We start from the raw sequence: 20,395 nt of genomic DNA, 5'->3' as shown, positions 1-20,395 counted from the left end.
TGTGGGCTTCACAACGGATCAATAGACGCCCTGCTCGCCAAAGCGCTTGGATAATTTGTTCGCGCTCATGACCAGGATCAGCCCGACCAGCCCTTTAAACACGCCGACGGCGGTTGAGAAGCTGTAATCGGATTGTTGAATTCCCTTAAAGTACACATAGGTATCCAGCGTATTTCCGATATGCATATTGAATGCGTTCAGCTGGAGGAAGACCTGCTCGAACCCTACTTCTAGGACGTCCCCGAGCCGGATAATCAGCATGATGATGATCGTGCTTCGGATCGCCGGCAGCGTAATATGCCAGATTTGGCGGAACCGGCTTGCGCCGTCCATTACGGCAGCTTCATACAACGCCGGATTTACGCCGCTTAGTGCGGCAAGGAAGATGATCGTTCCCCATCCCGCTTCCTTCCAGATCACCTCTAAAATCAGAAACGGACGGAAATACTGCGGCTCGGTCAGAAAGCCGATCGTCTGCTGGGAGCCGAATGCTTCCCGCAGCAGGTCGTTAACCAGGCCCTCATTTCGGAAAAAGATCGTCACGATCCCAACCACAACGACCCACGAGAGGAAATGAGGCATGTATACCACCGACTGCATCACCCGTTTCAACAGCGGGTTCGCCACCTCGTTCAGCATGATTGCCAGGATGATCGGCGCAGGGAAAGCGAATATAATTTGCAGAAATGAAATGATCAGCGTATTCCAGATCACCTGAACGACTTCCGAGCTTTCGAATATGCGGCGGAAGTTATCGAGGCCGGTCCAAGGACTGTCGACGATGCCCATGAAGGGGCTGTAATCTTTAAATGCAATGGTGATGCCCAGCATCGGAACATACCGATAGACGATAAAATACAACAATCCCGGGAGCAGAAGCAGGTAGAGATAGCGGTCCTTCCACATTCGCGCACGAATCCGCTTGCCTCGGCTTGCCTTAGTCGCGGTCGGTTTTTTTCCTGGTTCCGTGCCCTGTACGAGCGTTTCCATTGGTTTCACCCCTTTCCTCGGCTGGAATGATCCATCCCTGTTTCAAATCCAGATCATGCTTACCGGGAGGAACGATCAGGTTTAGCCGAATACCGGACCAATCCAGGCACAATTCGCAGGACGCATCTCGCGAATTCCCGTTATAAACAGCCCCTCTCAAACTTCCGGTATCCAAATATAGGCTTAAAGGTTCTTCGGAACGGTAGCGGATTCCCGGGCCTGCAAAGCGTGTCGCACAGGACAGATCAAGTCTGCCGGATTTGCCGGAATCTAGAGGATCCTGCCCCATCATGCTTGAATTCAATCGTACGGCAGAACCACTGAATGAATAGCCTTCGTAATCCATCGTTTCTGTTGTATCGCAAAACATCATGTAATCCCTTCGCTCCCCTTCTTCTAGTACGGTAAAGCCGATTCCGCTAATACCGCTTGTTGTCACATGGTCTACGGTGATGTTCCTTGCATCGCCGGACTGCGGGATCAGCAACGTAACGAAACGAATGCTGCTCCCTGATGATGCTTTAACGCTGATAAAAGGTCCGTAGCTTTCCGCCCCCGGATAGTCCCGGACGGAAACCTGATGATGATCCGGAGCCAGAAACAGCAGCCGAACCGAAGCTTCATCCCCACGAATCATCAGGCTGGACTTCTCTACTGATTCTCCCGGACTGATCAGGGAATGATCAGGCCCGTAAATGGATGAAGTTGTGTGGAATAACAGCTCCGCCTCATCCCCTTCCCGGTTCAGCTCAGCATCGTCGACGATGACATAATAAGACGCGTCGATATGATACAGCGTCCGGCGATACGATCTTAGGCTTTCCCCATAACTTGCCGAAGCGTCCCCGCTTACGACTTCGAAGCAAGGGAACAGCGAACTGTCGCAAATGTACCCGCCGCCGAGCGATTGCTGCCCCTGTCCATTGACAAGCAGCGAATTATGCCCGATCGTGCCTGTTGTATAATCCGCTCTCGGGCCCGGCACATAGTCCTGATAGCCCGGGCCCGTCAGAAGCCATTCGCCGCCGACATTCAGCATGATCTGGTTCTGATCCCTATGATTGTGATCCTTGGCCGACGGGCTTGAGGTAAAGCATAAGAGGTGATCGCCTCTCCCCCAACCCGATCGCAGCGCAGCCCAGCCGACCGGCTGGAACACGGCGGAGACGGCTCCTTGGTAATAAGCTTCCGGATTGATTGAAAGCGTTTCCTCTTTAAGATATAAAAGTGCAGCCGGATGCTCCGCCTCATACCTTCGCATATACCAGCCCGCTGCAGGATGGGCATGATGCGAGGCCGTCATAGCCATGACATATGCGATATCCAGCTTGTAGAACGAATCCGAGAAGTTTGGAAACGTATTCACAACCGGGGATAAAAAATGCAGCAAACGCTCCGGCAGCTCTTCCGCCAAATAAGGATGATTGACCAGATCGGCATTTCCCGTCATTCTTCGGTACAGATCAGCCGCCATCCATACGTGCCTTGCAGCTACTTGATCATATAAAAAGCCTTCCGTTTCCCCCGAATTCAGCTTGAAATCCAAGTAACCCGTCAAATAATCAAGTGAAGCCTGCAAATATTTGGCTGCATACGGAACTTCATCCGCGATCGCTGCCGCTCCGAACATCATGGCAACATGCTTGGCGGCCACGATGTTATGCCGATCCCGGTTTCCGATATCCATGGCTAACGGCTGCAATCCTTTACTTAGGATGGATCCCCTTATATGGAGCCTTTCCTCTTCCGTAAGCATGCCGCGGATGGCGTCATAAGCAGCGGATACGCCGATCAGAAAGTGAGCATTGCTGAGATTGCCCTCGGCGCCCCGATGATCGAACTCATACCATTTTCCGTAAGAAGCCAATGCGAGCAAATAACGTCTTGCCTTCTCGGCATATTCGGTCATGCCCGTGATGATATAAACGGTTGATAACACGACAAGCCGTTCCTCGATTGCCCGAGCGTACATCGTCCAGTAAGGAAAGTCGGTGTAGCCCTCCGGATCTGCTGTCGGCTCCGGTTCCTCCAGCGGCAGCGATACATGCCACTCTTGGGAGATCGAAGGATAATGGACCGTAAAACCCGTCTCGTTCAAATAATCGGCTGCCCGCTCTAAGTAGCTGTGCCACAGCTTCGGGTATTGGATGGCTGACGCCGAATCGGGCTTAGCACCATCCCCTGCTGTTTCCTCCTTACCTCTAATCTGCCGACGGAATGCTTCAGCCTCTTCCCGAAGGAATAAAATTCGCGGGCTCCGGATTGTTATTCTATGTATGGGCTCGGAAGGCGGTATAACCGTAACACGCCAGCAGACGGCAGGGAATCGTTTATCACCAAAGTCCACCTTAACCTCTGCATCGCCTGGCTCCATCGCGCTCAGCGTCAACCCGTCCGCCTGAAGCACCTGTGACGGCTCACAGGTAACGATGCCCGCCGGGGTGCAGCCTTGCATGACGCTGCCGGAAGGATCGATGAACCTGAACGCCAGCGTATGGGTCTCGCCGGTCTCGAGGAGCGGAACTCTAATCATCTCTACCCGGTACAAATCAATAACGCCCCTCTCTTGATTCTTCACCATGTTCATCGCTTTATTGATCGGTCTCGTTGATCAGGCTTCATGCTGTCTTGATCAAGCTTGATATGGCCATCGCTAAATATACATGTATTTTACTTGTATATATTAAATGCTGTCAATTTAAATTTTTCTTTTTCGTTAAACCTATTTGCTTAATCCTCGGCTAGCCACTTGGCCGTATGCTTTTTAAACTTATTGATTATCCACTTCCATTGAGCTATTGTTCTAATATCGTGCCTAAAAAATCTAACTAACTGGAAAATGAATCATGCTTTTTTGTATCTTAAGGAAAATGAACTAGCTAAAGTTACCCTTATAAAGATAAAAGCCGCCACGTAGGCGACTTCTCACTTGGGCTAGATTTTTGTCCTTCTTCAACCCCCTTCTAGAAATTTTAATTATTGAATTTCTGTACCCTCCCGCTTAGTTGATGATATTGTTTGTGATTTATTTAGATTAAAGGCGAATATTATAGTGAAAATAAGACCAAACAATAAATGGAAAGAACCTGTTATCTGATTCACGGCTTGAATCCCAAAAAAATCTATAATAAAACCTGTTATTAGCGCACCAGCTTGAATAGCTACTGCGGTTAAAGTTCCCCATAAACTAAACACTTTACCTCTTAGATAATCCGGTACTACATTTTGCATCGTAAATCGTTCGAATGGTACTATAAGTGCAGAAAACAAACCAAAGAGTATTAGAGATAATATTCCTTGAATTATATTTGTTGAGAAACTAAACAAGATCCATGCTAACCCCGTAGCAACATACATTACACCATACTTCCACTTCTTTTTAAAGATCAGATTTTTCTTAGCTACGATATAACCAATTAATACCGAAGTTATTCCTTCTGAAATGTATAACAAACTTAGATAGTATTCTTGTTCAGCGTAGACTACACTACTATACCTTTCTAACATTAGATTATAGCTGCCAATAATTGTCCCGATTGTAATGGAAGATATTAATATCATTTTCACATATAAATTATTCCTTGCAAACGCTAACCCTGATGAAAGCTCTTTCCAAAAGTTTTTTTTAATACTATCATTTTTGTTAATGCTGCCTTCATTCCAGTTATGCCTAGCTATTAAAAAAGAAGAGAACAAACAAGATAAGGCGGTTAATAAATATGCTATATTAATTCCGAAAAAAGAAACTATTACTCCACCTACTGCAGCTCCACTGAGACGAACCGTACTTGTGATCATATAGCTGTAAGAATTAGCTACTACTAGATCTTCTTTTTGAACAATTTGAGGAATAACCACTTGTTTTGCAGTTGAGTTAAAAGAGCCTAATAACCCTGTAAAAAATCTTGATATAAAGAAAATAAAAACCGAGATAAACCCTTCAGTAAAAGGTATAAATAAGAAAAGTAAAAATGCTAAAGACCTTAAAAAATCGGAATAAATGATACTCCGTTTCTTATTCCACCTGTCTAAATAGACTCCGAGAAACGCAGTAAATATTAACGGAGATAAACCACTAAGAGCCCATAAAACTCCTAATTCAATGCCTGAATTTGTGATTTCCCCTAATAAGAAAAGCATTGCTATGAAAGAACTCCAGTTAAAAAAGCTGGTTAGAATCGTGGAGATTTGTATGTCCCTATATATAGGATACTTACTCCATATTTCTAAAATAGACCCTTTGGACTTCTTCTCCATTTGTTTTCTCCTAATACTTCGGCATCCCCGATTGATGCTGACCATTGTGCAGCATTCTGGAAAATTAACGATTCAGAAACTTCAAGAAGCATAATTTTGTAGCAGCCTAAAATCTTGAATTTATCATCCTTCTACTTCATCCATCGCCTTCCGCACATCATAATCCTGAATATCGATATCGATCGGCAGCCCCAGCGCCAGCTTTGCCAATTGGCTCCCGATAAAAGGCCCCATCGTCAAACCGGATGCTCCAAGCCCATTGGCGGTTAATAGACCCTCCCAGCCGGGAACAGCTCCGATCACCGGAAGAAAGCCCGGCGTGAATGGGCGAAAACCGACTCTTACCTCTTGGAAGGTGCTGTCGGCCAAGCCAGGCGCCAGCTCCAGCCCTTTATTCAGAATTTCCTGCATTCCGGCGGCGGTCACCCTGGTATCGTATCCCTCTACATCATTCTCGTGAGTCGCTCCGATGACGATCTTCTGCTGATCGAAAGCGAGCAAATATTGGTCAGAAGGCGGCATGACTACTGGCCAATGGCTTGTATCTTGCTGATTATGAAGCTGCAGATGCATGATTTGCGCTTTTTGATAATGTACCTTAAAGCGAATGCCTAAAGGCTTCAGCAGCTGATCCGCCCATGCGCCTGCACATACCACGACTTTGTCGGCAAGGAAGCTTCGCCCATTGACAACAGCCCCGGTGACGCGTCCCGATTGATATTGCAGCCTCGCATCCCCGTTAATCAAAACCGCGCCGTTTCGCTGCGCCGATCGGAGCAGCGCATCTCGGAGTGCACGGCCATCTACCCGTGCGGCGCCGCTGATATGTACAGATTGATAGCCTTCTGCCAGCAGAGGAAATGAATCACGGGTTTGCCTTTCGTTTAGGCGGGTAATTTCGCCAATCTCCGGTGCATCCGCTTTACGGCGTTGTGCCCGCTCCTCCATCGCGGTAATTTTCTCTTGGCTATGATGGATGCTAATCGCACCAACTTGGGCATAGCCCGTCTCGGTCTCCCCCTCCCCGGTAAGCTCTTTGATCAAACCGGGGTAGAAGCGCGCGCCGGCCTTGGCCAGCCGGTACCATGCCTGATTGCGCCTTTGCGACAGCCAGGGGCAGATAATGCCTGCAGCTGCGTCGGTGGCTTGTCCTACATCTTTACGGTCAATGACAAGCACCTCTGCTCCTTGCTTGGCTAACGCGTAGGCTGTCGAGGCTCCGACGATTCCCGATCCAATGACGATGACTTTCTTCATGGTTACATCCTTTCAGAATCAGTCTATTAAAAAGCCGCGAACTTCGCGGCTTATCTTTGCATGTATTCGATTATACACGGTGAAGATTCACCTAGACTCAAGCTTCTTCACCCTCCGAGAAAATCTCCAGCAGCCCGGCCGGCAGCTGATATTTGTGGTTGTTGATCTGAATGCTCTTTAGCTCCTCCAGCAAGGAGTCTTCATCGTGCATATCCTTGATGGCTTGAACCTCACGGTTCAGCCGCTCCATCTGATGGTCCAGCGCATTAGCTGTATCCGCCGCGGCTTTCAGCTCCTCAAGCAGCCGCTGTGGGACCGACTTATTATATTTATAGAAGATTTTATGCTCCAGGCTTGCCCAGAAATCCATCGCGATGGTCCGGATTTGCACTTCCACGCATACCTTCTCCACCCGATCGGAGAAAAACACCGGCACCTCTACGAGCAGATGCAAGCTCTGATATCCGTTCGGCTTCGGATGCTTGATGTAATCCTTGACGTTCAAGACGGTCAGATCGCTTTGCTTCTGCAGCATCTCGCTGATTTTATAAATATCGGAAATGAAGGAGCACGTGATCCGCAGTCCCGCAATATCCTTGATGTTCTCCTCGATCGAGGCCAAGGAGATTTCTCCTCCCTTGCGGAGCAGCTTCTTCATCATGCTTTCCGGCGATTTCAGGCGGGATTTCGTATGCTCGATCGGGCTGTAGTCATGCAGAGCCTGAAACTCTTCCTTCAGAATCTCGATTTTGGTTTCGATTTCGTCCAGCGCGAATTTATATTTCAGCATAAACCTGGTGATTTCCGTACGGATCAGCTTCAATTGTTCCATTTGCATTACATTCATGAATAACTTCCTTTCGGCCGAATGGACATAAACGCTAGGCGCTCACGGCTTGCCGCCCCTTCCATTCTCGAGTGGTTAATATTTAGAAACAGGGATTCGTTTTCGCCCTCTCTAAATTTTAGTTGATCTTCGGGTACCACTGCAACTTCATCACGTTGACGTAAAAAAGAACCGATCGTTTGACTGCCGGATTCTCACGCGTCTATGCGCTCCCCTGCCGATATGTAAGTGCACCAAGCCGGGACATCAGCCCCGGCCAAAGAATCGCTTAATCCTTGGCCAATTGAATGCCCGGGCTTCGCTGCGCCGCCCATTGCGGATATGCGATGCCAAGCAGGATGAGAGATACGCCCATCCACTGAACGGCAGTTACCTGTTCGTTCAACACCATCACCGATGCGATGACGGCCACCGGAAGCTCCCCCGCTCCTAGAATCGTAGCCAGGCCGGTGCTGATTTTCGGTGCACCAAGCGCAAACAGGAGCACCGGAAGCACGACCCCGAACGTTCCCAGGATCAAGCCATAGATCCATAAGCCGTTACCGCTATCCATTTGGACATTCCCCGTAAATACGTTGGGCGCAAACAGAACCGTCAGCAGGACAAGACCGCCGGTCGATGTATAGAAGCTGCGGGTGATCGCCGGCATGCCGGTCTCAACCCGCCCGCTGAAGAAGACGAATAATGCCATCATGACGGCAGCCGCAAGAGCAAGCAGCGTTCCTTTCAGGTTAAGCTGAAGCTCGCCCGTACCGAGAATGCCTCCAGCCATCAGCGTCCCGAGAAACAGAATGGCGATCGAAAGGACGGTCGCTTTGTCCGGGAGCCTGCGGTATACGATCGATTCGATGATCACCCCGATCCAGGTAAATTGAAACAGCAGCACAACGGCGATGGAGGCCGGAATGCTCTGCAGCGAAAGATAATATGTAACGCCGGTCAGACAGGTGCATAAGCCGACGCCGGCAAGACGAACCGCCTGCTTCCAGGTCACCCTTCGTCTCGCGAACAGCAGCATGAGGACCAGCAAAATAAGCCACCCTGTTCCGAATTGACTCAGCATCACTTGTTCAAACTGGAATCCGTCCCGGTATGCCAGCTTTACGACCGTAGATAAAATCCCGAAGCAGCACGCCCCTAAAAAAACATACAACGAGTTCTTCAGCAATTGATACAATGTTTCGTTCCTCCTCCACACGTCAAAAAAACCCCATTTCTCATTGTTTTGGATCCAGAAAACAATAAAAAATGGGGTTCGTCTTATAAGATTCTATCTAATTATGTTTCCATTCTAAAATAGAATTCGTGGAATGTAAACAACCGGTTTGTCCGCTAGGATGCCTACGTTCTTAGTCTCCGATCAGCGCCAGAATCTCCTTCATGCACTCCAGTGCTTGGGATTCAAGCGGCTTAATCCCTTCAACCAAGCCTCTTGCCTCTCTAGCGGTGAGAGAATCGTTCGGCTGGCCCCCTTGCGGGAACGGGAACAGCCGGTGCAGCTCATCGAGCTTCTCATGCATCCCTTGGTATAAGGCCGACGCTTCATCAAAATGCCGGGTCAGCTCTTCCGACTTCTCCTCAAGCAGCCAAGCCTGCTTCAGCTCTTTAAAGAACTCCGCCCCATAATAACGCGCGTCCCTCAGCACTGCAATATTATAGGCATGGCCGTTCGGCTCAATCGCGCCGCCCTCCAGCGCTTCGAGCCACGCATCATAGGCCGCCAATCCTTTGACGCAGTTAGCCGGAATTGCGCTCTCCCTGCCTTCGTAATGCTCAATCGCCGATTCCAGCGACAGCCTGAGCTGCTGTTTCAGCGTCAGATCCACTTTGCCGTCAATGGCAAGAACAAAAATCTCCTCGAGCACGCTTCTGCCCAGATGATCGAATGGCAGCGTCTCCACCTTTCCGCATTCCTCGGCATATAATAGCCGGTTCTCATCGTCATAGCCATACACGGTGCCGAATTCCGGGAAGAACAGATCCCATGCCAGGACCGGGATCCCCTGATCCAGTGAGCGGTGGATCAAATCCAGCGCTCGCGGGAGCTCACGATGAATGCTGCGTTTGCCCATCGCATCCTTCCCCGTCAATGAAGGGTCAAGCAGATTGCTGTTTTCGCCGATATTCGGAGACATCCCGTCGATTACCTTCGCGTGAAAACCGATATTGTGCAGCCCCCTAGGAAGCACTTCGCTGAAATTATAGCCGGTCGGTCCCGCAATATGGACGCTCTTCGGTACGATATTGATGCGGAAGGCATGACCGGTCAGTCCCATCACCATCGGCAGCGAGAGCTTGCGATCCGTATATTGCAGCATTTTGTAAATCACATCCGCCGCTGTCGTCCATGTGCCTGTTTCGTGAAACTCCTTGCCGTAGTCCAAAATCCGTTTGCTCATAATTCCCATATCCCTTCTTGTTTTCATATAGGAGTCAACGGTAACGCGGATTTTTTCCTGGATCACCTTTTTGCGAGATCTGGAAATAATCTGGTATACATTGGCCGAAGAGAGCTGAAACAGCTTGGCGATTTCCTGCGGCGACAGCTGGTCGAAGAAATGGGACTCGAAGATCATCCGCTCTCGCGGCTTCAGGCAACGAATGATGTCGGTTAACGTATGCAGCGTTTCCTTCTGAAGCAGCTTCTCCTCGGGAGCATTGGCAGAAGCAGCCGCTTCATTCGCGGTCCGGTTCAGCCTGAACAGAATGCGGTCCAGATCGTTCCATTCGCCGTCCTCCTGGCCGCTCAAGCGACCTCCCCCTTCCAGCTCCGTGAACGTTTGCTCCTGAAGCGTGGGTCTCGCCTTGAGCCTGGTGTACGCCTGGTTCCGTACGATCCGCTGCATCCAGGGGAGGAACCGCTCCGCATCGACCAGCTTGCTGAGGTGCAGGAAAGCGCGCAACAGCGCATCCTGAACGATGTCCTCCGCCAGATAGGACTCCTGGGTAATGGCTCTGGCATAGCCGTATACCTTTGCTCGGTGTCTGCGTACCAGCTCGCCGAAAGCCTCCCGTTCCCCTGCCTGGGCGCGAATGACCAACTCGCTGTCTTCCATTTCATCCCAATCTGTCCGTTTGTCTGCTGTCGCTTCCAATGTCTATACCCTCTTTCATTTCGTTGACTGCTTATATGACTCGGGGATTGAGGCATTTCTGACAATTTTGCAAAAAAACTTTGCATCCTCTTTACCGCAATTTTGTTTCAGGCTCCGGTGATCTCTGCTTTTGACTATATTACCATAGGTTCTTGTCAGTCAGATCTACCGGCTCCTTAGCTCAGCATCTTCCGAAGATATTTGTCCACTTCGGTTGCCGGCATCCATCTGTCCCTCTTGCTTACAGCCATTCCGCGGATTTGCCCAAAGCCCATGGTGAGGGACGAGTTTATATTAAATTTATTGAGCTGTGCTAGAGTAAGTGCGACAAAACAAGGAGGGGGAATAACCTTTGAGAAGGGTATTAAGACCCATAACCGATTGGGTCTCAACCAAAAGAGGCATGTGGATATCGATCCTGATCTGGCTGATCGTAATGATCGGGTTAAGCGCCGGTCCGAGGCTTGGTGATTACAAAGCAACCAGCTTCCAATCACTCCCGGATGAAGCGCAATCCATCATTGCCGAGAACAAATTGGAGAAGACGTTTCCGAGCGACCAGGGAACGCCAGGGATTCTGGTTTTTCATAATGCATTAGGAGATATTAATCTGGATGAAGTCAAGCGCATCACTTATGGAATCATCTCAGCCGATATTCAGGGAGTTAAATCCATTGTAAATATCGGCACTTTGCCGCCTCAAGCCTTAAAGGCTTTCATTTCGGCGGATAACTCTACCATTATCGTTCCCATGAGCCTGGAACCGGGCCTTGGCAACCATGAGTATGCGGAAATCAATGATGAAGCCTTCAGGCTTGGCAATGATATTGCTAAGGGTCTGAACACTGACTTCTATATTACTGGCCCGGCGGGGATCGCCGGCGATACGATCAAACTCTTCGAGCAGGCGGACTTCGTTCTGCTTCTTGCCACCGTTATCATCATTCTCGTATTATTGATCGTTATTTACCGTTCGCCGCTGCTTGCCCTCATACCGCTGCTTGCCACGGTCATCGTATATCAGGTGGTCAATCAATCCGTTGCCTTGATGGGCGCAGCCGGACTTGAAATCAACAATTCGACCACCTCAATCATGAGCATCCTGCTGTTTGCCGCCGTGATCGATTATTCATTGTTCGTGTTCTCGCGATACCGCGAGGAATTGAATAAACACGAAAGCAAATATGCCGCGATGCAGCACGCTATGCGCGCTACTGGTGAGCCGGTGTTTTTTGCTGGCGGCACCGTGCTTGCTGCTATGCTTATTTTGTTCTTTACGGATTTCCGTGATTACCAAAACTTCGCTCCGGTCTTCGGCGTGGCCATGCTCATCATTATGCTGGCTTCCGTCACCCTTGTCCCTGCCCTGTTCACCCTGTTTGGACGGAGAGCATTCTGGCCTAAGGTTCCCAATTTCGGCCAGAAACAACAAATCAAACACGGTTTCTGGGGAACAGTCGCTAAAGTTGTGGTGAATCAGCCGCTATTGACCGGCGGAATCGTGGCCTTCTTCATGGTCGTTTCCGCCTTGAACGTCTTTAACCTGAAATACGAATTCGACGCCGTCAAGAAATTTCCGGAGGATCTGCCTTCCCGCGTTGGTTATGAAATCATAGAGTCCAAATATAACAAAGGCGAGCTTGCGCCTTCCACGATTCTTCTGGAATCCGAGAATGCGCTAACCGAGGAGCAGACCGATCAGTTTCTGATGAAGCTGGAAAGTTACGAAGAGATCGAGTCCGTCCGCCTGACTGGCATTACTGAAGATTCCAAAGCGGCAAAATTCAGTGCAGCCTTGACGCTGAATCCATATTCAACCGAGGCGATCGACTTTGTGGATGAGCTCCAAAAGGAGTCTGACGCCATCCTTCACGAGTTGTCTCTTCAGGGCGATGTTTACTATAGCGGCGTGACAGCCAAACTAGTCGATGAACGGACGACAAACAACAATGACATCGTCAAAGTAGTTGTCTTGGAAACGGTTCTGATTCTCATTCTTCTTATCTTCTTGACTCGTTCGTTAAAAATGCCGGTGTACATGATGGCCACGATCCTGATTTCTTATGTATCGGCTCTAGGTCTTGGATTATTCCTGGTAGATGTTCTGTTCGGTTATGAGTCCATCGGCACGCGGGTTCCTGTCTATGCGTTTATATTCCTGGTGGCTCTTGGAATTGATTATAATATTATTCTAATCTCCCGCTTTCTTGAGGAGAGAGCAGCATTAAAAGTAAAGGACGCGCTTGAAGTGGCTATCCTCAATACGGGTGGGATCATCTCCTCGGCAGGCGTTATTTTGGCTGCAACCTTTGCAGCGCTGACCACCATGCCGATTGCCGACCTCTTTGTGTTCGGCTTTATGGTTGCCATTGGCATATTGATCGATACATTCCTGGTGAGAGGCGTCCTGCTTCCTTCCTTAATTTTATTATTTGAAAAGGATACGGAGCAGAAAAAGCACACAGCCCAGGCTTAATGCAAGGTAGGAGGGGACTTTCATGAAGATTTTAGTTGTGGACGATGACTACGATATTCTGCAGCTTGTGACAATCCATTTATCGCGGGAAGGCTATGAGGTTTTACAGGCCAATAACGGACAGCATGCGCTTGAGCTTCTGGAGGAGACAGAGGTGAGTCTAGCCATAGTGGATGTCATGATGCCCGGAATGGACGGCTTCTCCCTGACTAGAATATTAACGAAAGAGCTGGACATCCCCGTCATTCTGTTGACAGCAAAGGGGCAAATATCCGACAAGGAGCAGGGATTCAAATCAGGCTCCGAGGATTATCTCGTGAAGCCCTTCGAGCCGAAGGAATTACTGTTTAGGGTTGCCGTAGTCCTTCGCCGCTATGGCCGCGCGATGGAAAGTGTCGTAAAGGTCGGCAATGTGAAAATTAACCGAAACGATTTTGAAGTGATCATCAATGATGAAACCATTCTCTTTCCTCTAAAAGAGTTTGAGCTGCTGACGTTGCTGGCTGCCAGAGCCAACAAGGTCACTCCCCGTTCCGTTCTTCTGGAGCAGGCATGGGGCGAGGATTACGATGGCAGCGAGCTAACGTTAAATACGCATATGAACCGGATTCGCGACCGTCTCAAACGTTACAACGCTTCAATCGAAATCCAAACCGTCCGGGGTATTGGTTACAAGCTAGAGGCTGCCGAATGAGAACTTTATACCGGGAGTTTATATCAGCTACACTGCTCATTCTGGGGATCAGCGTCCTGATCGGATTTGTTCTGGTCAACGTCGTCTATCTGGCGTTTACCAAAGACGAAATCACCCAGCAAAACGTGGAGGTCGCCAAGCAAATCGTCCATGTCCTAGAGGAAATGCACGTATCAAGCCATTCCCTGCAGCCCTTCCTGGAGTCAGTCGGACGATTAGGATATCAGATGTATTTGGCCAACGGTTCCGGGGATGAGTATTTCTTCGGCGAGCCCTTTGAGCACGGCCGGCTGCCGGCACGCACGTTGGACCAGGTATTAAACGGCACTCCGTATATGGGCAAAGACAACATATGGGATCAATTCTGGATGATGGGCCATTTCTCCAATGATTTAAGAAATACCGTCGGGATCCCCCTGCAAATCGGTCAAGAGCCATATGCACTGTTTGTTAAACCGGACAGCAAAACCCTATTTTCCGATATTCATATGATGCTCGCGGGATTTATTCTGGCAGTTGCCGTGGTGAGCCTGCTGGGCGTAATCAAAATGACCAAGCGGCTCATCTATCCCATTTCCGAGCTTTCTGAGGCAACCAAAGCGATTACCAATGATGATTTTACGTATTCGCTGGAAATCCGACGCAAGGATGAGCTGGGTCAGCTGGCCCAAAACTTCCTGCAGATGCAGCAGCAGCTGCGACACAACGACGTCGCGCGTAAGTCCTTCATCAGCAATGTATCCCACGACTTCCAGTCACCATTGATGAATATCCAGGGCTATGCAGACCTCCTCATCAACCCGGATCTGCCAGCGAAGGAGCGGATTCAGTATGCCGGCATCGTCAACGACGAGGCCAAGAGATTGTCCAATTTGACCAAGCAGCTGCTGCTGATTACATCTCTCGACCAATCCGGTTATCCGGTTAGAAAAAGCCTGGTCCGCCTGGATTTACAGATCAAGGAGTCCGTCAAAAAGCATCTCTGGAGCCTGCAGGATCGGAACCTGACCATCTCTTACAAAATGGATGAAGCCAAGCTATTCTCCGACCGCGAGCTGCTCGGGATCGTCTGGGATAACCTGATTACAAATGCCATTAAGTATAATCGGCCGAACGGCCACATCTATATATCATGCAGCAACAAAAAAGACAAAATCATCCTCGCATTCGAGGACACCGGGATCGGCCTATCGGAAGCTTCGGCTGAGCAAGTCTTCGATCGCTTCTACCGGGTAGACGCGACCCGCAAGAAAGATGGGACAGGGCTTGGCCTGTCCATTGTAAAGGAAATCGTCACTTTATTAAACGGAACCATAACGCTCGACAGCGAGCTCGGGAAAGGAACAACCTTTACCGTCACGTTTCCGAAGGAAGGAAAGGATTAAATTGATGGAACAAAAATGGAGTTTGCGATTAATAAGATATGCGGCGCTATTCGGCATCCTCGGAACTTACGTCGGATCCAAAATGTCAGGCGAAATCGATTATTCCCTGCGTCCGATCCATGCTCACATATTACTGGTTGGCTGGTTGTCGGTATTTGCTTGGGGCATTTTTTACAGAGCTTTTAAGGTAAAATATAAAAAGCTGGTAGCGGTCCATGGCTGGATGGCCATATTGGGCGCCTTCGGACTAACCTTCGGGATGTGGATGTACAATCTGAATCCGTTTGAGTTGAACGAAACTTTGGTCATGATTTTATTTATTGTTGGCGGTTCGGTGCTGCTGCTTGCTTTTCTGCTGTTTGTTTTCATTACATTTTTTACAGAAAAGGAACCAACGTAAGCCATAAAACCTTCTATATTGCAAAACAGAAACAGCCAAGCACTCCCGCGTGGAGACTTGGCTTTGTTCGTGAGAAGGTCATGGACAACGCGCCTCTATAATGCGACAATAGACACTGCGCGTCATACTTTAGGGATGAACGACATCAAGCGTAAACGGGGAAAGGAACGAAGGCATGGCTCAATTATTTTTCAAATACGGATCAATGAACAGCGGCAAATCCATCGAGATTTTGAAGGTCGCCCATAACTACGAGGAGCAGAACAAGCCTGTCCTCCTCTTTACATCAGCCATAGACGACCGGGATGCGATCGGATACGTATCCTCGCGGATCGGCCTGCGCCGGGAGGCGATTCCTATATTCGAGGACACCGATATTTACAGCATCGTGAAGGATCACGAACCAAAGCCTTATTGTGTTCTGGTGGATGAATGCCAGTTCCTGAGTAAAGGGAGCATTCTGCAGCTTGTCAAAATCGTAGATGAGCTGAACGTGCCGGTTATGGGCTTTGGGCTCAAGAACGATTTCCGGAACGAGCTGTTTGAAGGCAGCCGCTGGATGCTGATCTATGCGGATAAAATCGAGGAAATGAAGACGATCTGCTGGTTCTGCGAGCGCAAGGCAACGATGAATCTTAGGGTAATAGACGGTAAGCCGGTCTATACCGGCGAACAGATATTGATCGGGGGAAATGACACGTATTTTCCCGTCTGCCGGAAATGCCATGCAAATCCGCCGCTGCCTCAGCCGTAATGGATCCATTGCATTTAGCATTTAATCACCCGTCAGCTACTGAGTTCTAACCGAAAGGAGTAGAATGGTTATGCCGATTGTCAGGCCGTTGGTGACCGATGCGGATTTCAAGGAAGTATTGGAGAAGCAGATCCCCATTCGCATCTTCAAAGATAACCACCTCGTCGAATCGGGAGGCATCGTGATCCGGTTTACCGAAGACACAATCATCACGCAGTCCGGGGTGAGCTCACTCGGTTACCACGGGAGAGACAACTGCGAGTTTTTCGAAGTGAAGGGTTAGTGCGGCTGCCGCCAAAAACAGGGTGTTTCAAGGACCGATGGCATGAGTCCGTGAAACACCCTGTTTTTTAGTGAATATTGTTCTTCGCCATGCTTCCGCCGAGCACGTCGGCCACATTCTGGATCGATATGAAGGCATTCTTGTCGATCTCCTGAACCACGGTCTTCAGCTTGGCGATTTCCAATCGGGTGATCACGCAATAAATCATCTGCGTGTCCTCTTGGGAATACCCGCCCTTCGCATAAATCATGGTCGTGCTGCGGCCCAGCCGCTGCATAATGGCACTGGAAATTTCCTCATACTCGTTCGAGATTATCGTGACAGACTTGGATTCATCCAGTCCTTCTACGACGATATCCATGACCTTGGCAGCGATGTAGTAGGAGAAGATCGAATACATGGCCGAGTCCGCTCCAAACACAAAGCCCGCCGTGATAAAGATGAATACATTAATGATCATGATGATCTGCCCGACAGGGAGACGAAGCTTCTTCGATAGAAGAATCGCCACGATTTCGGTTCCGTCCAGGGCTCCGCCGTAACGGATCACGAGCCCGACCCCAAGACCCAGAATCAAGCCGCCGAAGAGCACGGCCAAAATTTTCTCGTTAGTGAACGGTTCGAAATGATGCAGAAATGTTGTCGCCACCGACAGCATCACGATTCCGTACAAGGTCGAAAAAGCGAATGTTTTGCCGATCTGCTTATACCCGATAAACAGGAACGGCAGGTTAATCACGAAGAGATACAAACCTAGCTTAATTGGCGTAATTTCGGATAATACGATGGAAATACCCGTAATGCCCCCGTCGATAATTTCATTCGGCACCAGGAATATCTCAAGCGCCACCGCCATCAGGATGGCACCGACCGTAATGAAGATAAACCTCTTGACGATCTCGCCCATCGTCAGCTTCTTATGATTTTTGACCATCTCCAACTCCTTTTGTCTCTTTTTTCACACGTAAAGCCTGTCGAAATAACATTTTATTAAAAGTTTTAAGGTCATGTCAATGCTGATGCTGCTAGAAACCCAAGCTGATCAAGCATTTATTAAGAGCTTAGGGTGGCCGAAAATATTCGTGGCCATCGAAATCTATCACGTAAATGCTCTATTTTTATCTATCCAATAGTGAACTCGTCCGCTTCGTTTTACAGCATACCGGCAGCCCCTCTGAGAAAAATAGGTTCTCTTGAAAGGAACACAATACTAGAGTCATCACTATACATATAAAGATCGGTTTGGAAGTTTTACAAACCGGCAATTCATAGATGAAAGGAGAATCCGCCATGTCATTAGCAGCGGAAAACAACGATCAGCAGCTCGGCAATCCTCCGTCCTCGCGTCGCGATGACGGACGGCTCCATTTGTTCTGGCGCATCCTGTTTGGCTGGCTCGCGTTCGTTGCCGGACTAGGGCTGGCCGTCGTGGCGGCTACCGTGGGCGGCTCCTATGGCCTGTCGACGCTCGGGCAGCAGATTCTGCTTGCCGTGGTTACGACATCCGTATCGGTTCCGCTGATCTACCTGCTCAGACGTTATGCCGACCGGCGGCCATGGCGCGGGATCGGACTCGCTTCCCCGCCGTCCGGATTCCGTTATTTCTTGCTCGGGATCGGCTTTATCGTGTTGGTCATGGCCGCCTCCCTGCTGCTCGGCAGCACGCTTGGCTGGCTGCGGGTCGTCGATGTTCATCTCCCTATACCTACGCTCCTCGTGATTCTGATCAATTCGATGATCGCCTTTTTCTATGAAGCCTTCCCCGAGGAGATAACCTTCAGGGGATATTTGTACCGCAATCTGAACACCCGGTTTCCCCGCTGGCTCGCGCTGCTCTTTCAAATTGTATTGTTCGTTATGGCCCCGATTGCGATAACCGCTTGGATGGTTGCCATCGGTATCGGCACTTGGGATCTCATCACCACAGAATATATCATCAGCTTGATAGTCTTCAGTGCAGCGCTTCAGCTGTCCCGCATCGTAACAAACCATCTATGGATGAGCATCGGCTTCCATCTTGCTTGGCTGGAAATGGTCCGTTATGTAATCGTACCCTCCAGCTCCGCCATCGTAGAGGTAGAATACCTGTCTCCACTCGGCAGCTACCTCATCTCCATCGGCTCGGTCATTATCGGGGTGATCTTCCTGCTGATCTGGTCGATTCGAAAAGGCATCGATTGGAGTGCCATTGATCCGGATCCGGACCCTGATCAAATAGCCGCCCTGCCTGTGGAAGCCTCGCAGGGAGGCAATGAACGGACGAGATAAAACTACAGCAAAGCTCCCATCCGACCAGCGGGTGGGAGCTTTACGTTTTAGTTCCTTAAGGATATCGGTCCACTGTCAGGACAGACGAACATGTCAAATTTTAATATATCCGAATCCGTATGATATAATATGGAACAACCGCCAGTGCTCACTGGTTACATAAGGAAACTGCCTTTATTACAATGCTGACAATTACATACTTCAGGGATGCCGCTTGGCCGGATGCTTCGTAAGACATTGCCGTTTGTGCGCTTATCAACGTATATCCGTCAGCTCCCTACGAACCGTATGTTAGTTTGTCTTAGTTTGGATGCAGGGAGAGGATTGTACTCAACATGGATTGGCTTCAACACATATGGACCTATTTAAAAGATTTGGACATGGAGCAGGTGCAGCGTTGGCTTAAGGAATACTCCGAGCTGGGACCGCTGCCCGGAATCCTGCTGCCCTTCTTCGAGGCGTTCCTTCCGTTTCTTCCTTTGATCGTGCTGGTTATGGGGAACGCCGCGGCGTATGGATTATGGTGGGGGTTCTTGTTATCATGGATCGGGGTTTGCCTCGGATCCATCACGGTGTTTTGGATTGCGCGCAAGCTTGGCGGTAAGCTGGGACTGCTTATTCAGAAGCGGATGCCGGGAACACAGCGTTTCTTTCATTGGATTGAGGAAAAGGGCTTTACCCCGATCTTCATTCTGTACTGCTTCCCGTTCACCCCGTCCTCGCTGATTAATATTGCCTCAGGGATCAGCACCGTATCGGCAAGCACCTTTACCATCGCCGTCATGGCCGGGAAGTCCGTCATGATCTTCATGGTCGCCTTTATCGGGCACGACTGGCAGGGATTCGTCCAGCAGCCTTGGCGGATTCTGGTCGCAGCTATTGTGCTGTGGCTGCTGTGGCTGGCAGGCAAGAAGATGGAGAACCGGTATCACCACTCGGACGAGCAGACTTAAGCCCGGTCCGAGATTCTAACCATGAGATCGATGCTCAAATGACCTATCAAGGCAGAAACTCCCGTCAGGGATGTTTAAAAGCCCGTCATGTCCCTGCATGGGATGACGGGCTTTTAAACATATCAAAGTACAACCAACGAGATACGGATCGTTTCCTGTACTCACCTATTCCTACAACGAGGCTGCCATCCACCTGCATGCTTCTAGCTTAGCCCCTTCATTTCCTGCCATAGCCGCTCGGTTTCCACGGCTGCTTCCCGAAGGATGTGCTCTTTACGGTCGAGCAGCATTTGCAGGGCTTTCTGTACGAACCCGTCCTCAAATTGATGCAGCGGTTCAGGCAGCTCGTCTTCATCCAAAATATAATAATCCCCGCCAGGAAGCACCAGCAGATCGATAATCAAATCCTCAAAGGATACCGCCTCTTCGGATACATGCGTATTTCTGACGATGTTGAAATACGCGCCAAGCTCGTTCCCGTTCGCATCCCTCCAATAATACAGGTTATAAGGCTGATCGATCCAATAGTAGGCAAAGGTGAGCACCCCCTTGGATATCGTAAGCTCCTTCGCGCCGGCCTTCATCGAGAACGATCGCTCATTTTGATGCACAAGAATGACGGTGCTGCCTTCAGCTTTCAAGAGCTTGCAGTGGTGATCAACAACGGTGGCATCATAGCGAATTTTTCGCTCAAGGATGCTGTTTCCTTTAGCCATTGGCCCTATCGGCATGATTT

Annotated in this window: 17 protein-coding genes; 8 read left to right on the top strand and 9 right to left on the bottom strand. The window is 49.5% G+C overall.

What is annotated here, in order from left to right:
* Positions 1 to 18 precede the first annotated feature (18 nt).
* From MKX76_RS05245 to MKX76_RS05215, 7 genes are all read right to left on the bottom strand, one after another.
* The gene (locus MKX76_RS05245; RefSeq protein WP_445669835.1) at positions 19 to 990 is read right to left on the bottom strand and encodes an ABC transporter permease; all 972 of its coding nucleotides are present in this window, start codon (positions 988 to 990) and stop codon (positions 19 to 21) included.
* Positions 938 to 3,571: a heparinase II/III domain-containing protein gene (locus MKX76_RS05240; RefSeq protein ID WP_341033150.1), complete on the bottom strand. Its 2,634-nt coding sequence runs from the start codon at positions 3,569 to 3,571 to the stop codon at positions 938 to 940. Before MKX76_RS05240 ends, MKX76_RS05245 begins: the two co-directional genes overlap by 53 nt.
* A gap of 395 nt (positions 3,572 to 3,966) precedes the next feature.
* Complete coding sequence (locus MKX76_RS05235; protein ID WP_007128389.1) at positions 3,967 to 5,247, bottom strand: MFS transporter; 1,281 nt, start codon at positions 5,245 to 5,247, stop codon at positions 3,967 to 3,969.
* A gap of 123 nt (positions 5,248 to 5,370) precedes the next feature.
* On the bottom strand, positions 5,371 to 6,504 hold the full coding sequence (locus tag MKX76_RS05230; protein ID WP_341033149.1) for an NAD(P)/FAD-dependent oxidoreductase: 1,134 nt from the start codon (positions 6,502 to 6,504) through the stop codon (positions 5,371 to 5,373).
* Positions 6,505 to 6,601: 97 nt separating this feature from the next.
* Positions 6,602 to 7,351: a GTP pyrophosphokinase gene (locus MKX76_RS05225; RefSeq protein WP_007128391.1), complete on the bottom strand. Its 750-nt coding sequence runs from the start codon at positions 7,349 to 7,351 to the stop codon at positions 6,602 to 6,604.
* A 268-nt stretch (positions 7,352 to 7,619) separates the two neighbouring features.
* Positions 7,620 to 8,528 carry an EamA family transporter gene (locus MKX76_RS05220; RefSeq protein ID WP_341033148.1) on the bottom strand — a complete coding sequence of 303 codons (909 nt, stop codon included), beginning with the start codon at positions 8,526 to 8,528 and terminating at the stop codon, positions 7,620 to 7,622.
* A 172-nt stretch (positions 8,529 to 8,700) separates the two neighbouring features.
* The gene (locus MKX76_RS05215; RefSeq protein ID WP_341033147.1) at positions 8,701 to 10,446 is read right to left on the bottom strand and encodes an RNA polymerase sigma factor; all 1,746 of its coding nucleotides are present in this window, start codon (positions 10,444 to 10,446) and stop codon (positions 8,701 to 8,703) included.
* Positions 10,447 to 10,798: 352 nt separating this feature from the next.
* Here MKX76_RS05215 and MKX76_RS05210 point away from each other — a divergent pair, with 352 nt between their 5' ends.
* The 6 genes from MKX76_RS05210 to MKX76_RS05185 all read left to right on the top strand — a co-directional run bounded on the left by MKX76_RS05210 (position 10,799) and on the right by MKX76_RS05185 (position 16,438).
* Entirely contained in the window at positions 10,799 to 12,922 is a 2,124-nt protein-coding gene (locus MKX76_RS05210; RefSeq protein WP_341033146.1) for an MMPL family transporter, read from the top strand.
* Between the two features lie 22 nt (positions 12,923 to 12,944).
* Entirely contained in the window at positions 12,945 to 13,616 is a 672-nt protein-coding gene (locus tag MKX76_RS05205) for a response regulator transcription factor (RefSeq protein WP_341033145.1), read from the top strand.
* Positions 13,613 to 15,001: a HAMP domain-containing sensor histidine kinase gene (locus MKX76_RS05200; protein ID WP_341033144.1), complete on the top strand. Its 1,389-nt coding sequence runs from the start codon at positions 13,613 to 13,615 to the stop codon at positions 14,999 to 15,001. The genes MKX76_RS05205 and MKX76_RS05200 overlap by 4 nt, the downstream gene beginning before the upstream one ends.
* Positions 15,002 to 15,005: 4 nt before the next feature.
* Positions 15,006 to 15,401: a hypothetical protein gene (locus tag MKX76_RS05195; RefSeq protein ID WP_341033143.1), complete on the top strand. Its 396-nt coding sequence runs from the start codon at positions 15,006 to 15,008 to the stop codon at positions 15,399 to 15,401.
* A gap of 175 nt (positions 15,402 to 15,576) precedes the next feature.
* Complete coding sequence (locus tag MKX76_RS05190; RefSeq protein WP_341033142.1) at positions 15,577 to 16,155, top strand: thymidine kinase; 579 nt, start codon at positions 15,577 to 15,579, stop codon at positions 16,153 to 16,155.
* A 70-nt stretch (positions 16,156 to 16,225) separates the two neighbouring features.
* Positions 16,226 to 16,438, top strand: a complete 213-nt coding sequence (locus tag MKX76_RS05185) for a hypothetical protein (protein WP_028407171.1) — start codon at positions 16,226 to 16,228, stop codon at positions 16,436 to 16,438.
* A 67-nt stretch (positions 16,439 to 16,505) separates the two neighbouring features.
* Here MKX76_RS05185 and MKX76_RS05180 read toward each other — a convergent pair whose 3' ends face one another.
* Positions 16,506 to 17,372, bottom strand: a complete 867-nt coding sequence (locus tag MKX76_RS05180) for a YitT family protein (RefSeq protein WP_341033141.1) — start codon at positions 17,370 to 17,372, stop codon at positions 16,506 to 16,508.
* Positions 17,373 to 17,728: 356 nt separating this feature from the next.
* On the opposite strand from MKX76_RS05180, the gene MKX76_RS05175 reads away from it, so the two are divergent.
* Together MKX76_RS05175 and MKX76_RS05170 are read left to right on the top strand one after the other, a co-directional pair.
* Positions 17,729 to 18,706: a CPBP family intramembrane glutamic endopeptidase gene (locus MKX76_RS05175; RefSeq protein WP_341033140.1), complete on the top strand. Its 978-nt coding sequence runs from the start codon at positions 17,729 to 17,731 to the stop codon at positions 18,704 to 18,706.
* 335 nt (positions 18,707 to 19,041) lie between these two features.
* On the top strand, positions 19,042 to 19,659 hold the full coding sequence (locus MKX76_RS05170; protein WP_007128402.1) for a TVP38/TMEM64 family protein: 618 nt from the start codon (positions 19,042 to 19,044) through the stop codon (positions 19,657 to 19,659).
* Positions 19,660 to 19,862: 203 nt separating this feature from the next.
* On the opposite strand, the gene MKX76_RS05165 is transcribed toward MKX76_RS05170, so the two are convergent.
* The gene (locus MKX76_RS05165) at positions 19,863 to 20,390 is read right to left on the bottom strand and encodes a DUF402 domain-containing protein (protein WP_341033139.1); all 528 of its coding nucleotides are present in this window, start codon (positions 20,388 to 20,390) and stop codon (positions 19,863 to 19,865) included.
* Positions 20,391 to 20,395 lie beyond the last annotated feature (5 nt).

Origin of the sequence: Paenibacillus sp. FSL R5-0810 (assembly GCF_038002285.1) — a bacterium.
Classification (GTDB): domain Bacteria; phylum Bacillota; class Bacilli; order Paenibacillales; family Paenibacillaceae; genus Paenibacillus_AQ; species Paenibacillus_AQ lactis.
Note: the sequence above shows the minus strand (reverse complement) of the source record. Positions and strands in the feature narration are given on the sequence as shown.